At 28.4% G+C, this 2,429-nt stretch carries 3 protein-coding genes; all 3 read left to right on the top strand.

Going from position 1 to position 2,429, the window contains the following annotated elements; genetic code table 11:
• The coding region (locus tag E6248_RS15415) for an NADH:flavin oxidoreductase/NADH oxidase (RefSeq protein WP_316341651.1) at positions 1 to 1,030 on the top strand (1,030 nt) is incomplete at its 5' end.
• Between the two features lie 66 nt (positions 1,031 to 1,096).
• Positions 1,097 to 1,432 carry a DUF1653 domain-containing protein gene (locus tag E6248_RS15410; RefSeq protein WP_316341650.1) on the top strand — a complete coding sequence of 112 codons (336 nt, stop codon included), beginning with the start codon at positions 1,097 to 1,099 and terminating at the stop codon, positions 1,430 to 1,432.
• A 316-nt stretch (positions 1,433 to 1,748) separates the two neighbouring features.
• On the top strand, positions 1,749 to 2,429 hold a 681-nt coding region (locus E6248_RS15405; protein WP_316341649.1), incomplete at its 3' end, for a potassium channel family protein.

Genomic DNA, 2,429 nt, shown 5'->3' with positions numbered 1-2,429 from the left:
ATTTACATCTTATAAATTCAAGGGATTAGAATTAAAAAATAGAATAGTATTTCCACCAATGTGTCAATATTCAGTTGATAAAAAGGATGGGATTGCAACAGATTGGCATTTTGTTCACTATGTAAGTAGAGCTATAGGGGGAACAGGGCTAATCATTATAGAAATGACTGATGTAGAACCAGATGGACGTATTAGTGACTATGATTTAGGCTTATGGAGTGATGATCAAATCGAGCCTTTAAGCAGAATAGTTGATGAATGTCATAAATATGGTGCTAAAGTTGCTATTCAAATAGCACATGCAGGCAGGAAGGCAATAGATGCGGAAGTTCCAGTAGCACCATCACCAATTGCTTTTGATGAAAGTTATAAGACTCCAAGAGAGCTAACTACAGAGGAAGTAAAGGAAATGGTAGAAAAATTCAGATTAGCTGTTAGACGTGCTGTTAAGGCTGGATTTGACACTATAGAAATACATGGGGCACATGGATATCTAATTCATGAATTCCACTCACCACGTACTAATAAAAGAAGTGATGAATATGGCAAGGATTTAACTCTCTTTGGTTCAGAAATTATTAAGGCAGCTAAAGAAGAAATGCCTAAGGATATGCCATTAATAATGAGGATTTCTGCTATTGAATATGTAGAGGATGGATATGGTATAGATACTGGAATTAGCCTTGCAAAAGCATATAAAGAAGCTGGAGTAGATATATTTGATATAAGCGCAGGTGGAGAAGGTCAAATAGTAGCAGCAGGAAGACCAGGAACTCATGCTGGGTATCAAGTACCTTATGCTAGGGCAATTAAGGAAAATGTTAATACTGAAGTAATTGCAGTAGGAAGACTAGAGGAAGTGGATCTTGCAAACTCAGTTATAGGAAATGAAGAAGCAGATTTAGTAGCTGTAGGAAGAGCTATGTTTAAAAATCCGTATTGGGCTTTAGATGCAGCAAGTAAGTTAAATATAAAAATTGAAGTGCCAAGGCAATATAAAAAAGGACTACCTAAAAATATACAAGAATAGGAAAGCAAAGTTATTAAAAATAAATAATTAGGTAAATAAATAGATGAAACTAAGGAGAAATACTTTATGAGGAAAATAAAATATCCAGCAATTTATAAGCACTTTAAAAATAATTATTATGCTGTAATGTCTGTAAGTAATTTGAAAAGTATTGAAGGAGATTATAATTATTTTAACAAGCTTATTGCTTATCATACAGAGCTAAATAAGAATATTACAATATATAAAAATGAGAATGGATATTTTCATAATGAGACATTAGATAATGTTTTAGTTTTATATAAGGCTCTTTACGATGATAAGGGAATTTATGCAAGACCTTTAGATATGTTTTTAAGTAAGGTTGATAAGAATAAATATAAAGATGCCAAACAAGAATTTAGATTTGAATTAATAGATTAAAAATAAAAAGCTCGGAAATTAAAACCCACTTATAAATTTAGCCTTGTATAATTTATAAATGGGTTTTCTATTTGAAATTATTATAACTATAAAATCAAGTACTTAAATTTTACATCTCCAAATTTGGTTATTATTTGTTAAAGTATTCTAGCTATACTTATAATTTGAGTAGAATGATGGAAATTACAGACAGTCTTTTTTTGTTTTTTCTAATCATGGTTGAATTAGCTATATAATACCTAAGTAATAAAGGTGGAGCCATAATAATATAAATATATAAATGTAGATATTATTAACAATTATTTTAGAGGTAAAGATGAGAAAAAGGGCTTTGTATGAATTATTTATTGGGTTACTTGCCTTGATGTCAGGAATATTTATAATTATTGATCTTATGTATAGACTTCCAACATCAGTAATAAGTATAGCCTACACTATTATGTTGATTAATAGTATTATTTTTGTTTTTGATTACATAATTATTTTGATTTTAGATACTCATAAGAAAAGAAAAGTTAATATTAATTTTATAGATTTACTTTCAATTATTCCAATTCAAGTAATAGTACAAATTAGTATATTAATAAATAAAAATGATTTTATCAATACTAATATACCTATAAGTATAATTAAGTTTATTTTTGTGATTATTTATCTTTTGAAATTTAAAAATAAGATTAGAGGAGCTGTAATACTTAATTCCTTTAATCATATGATTATTATTACTACAATAATATTAGTTTTGACTTCAGTAATAATTGCCTTACTTGAAGATATGACCTTTTTAGATGCACTTTGGTGGAGTGTTGTTACATTTACTACAGTGGGATATGGAGATGTATTATTAGCAACTAGTATTGGGAAAATTGTAGCTATATTATTAATGATTTTTGGAATTGGATTTATAGGAGTAACTACTAGCACATTAGCTGCTTATATAATTAATAAAGAAATAAATTTTAAAAAGTCAGAGACTTTCAGGGAAGAGACTTTAGAG

Source organism: Clostridium sp., assembly GCF_032552055.1.
Lineage (GTDB): Bacteria > Bacillota > Clostridia > Clostridiales > Clostridiaceae > Clostridium.
Note: the sequence above shows the minus strand (reverse complement) of the source record. Positions and strands in the feature narration are given on the sequence as shown.

What these genes read in the sequence shown, in the direction of transcription:
- E6248_RS15410 (WP_316341650.1), top strand. Translation starts at nt 1,097, where the DNA reads ATGAGGAAAATAAAATATCCAGCAATTTATAAGCACTTTAAAAATAAT.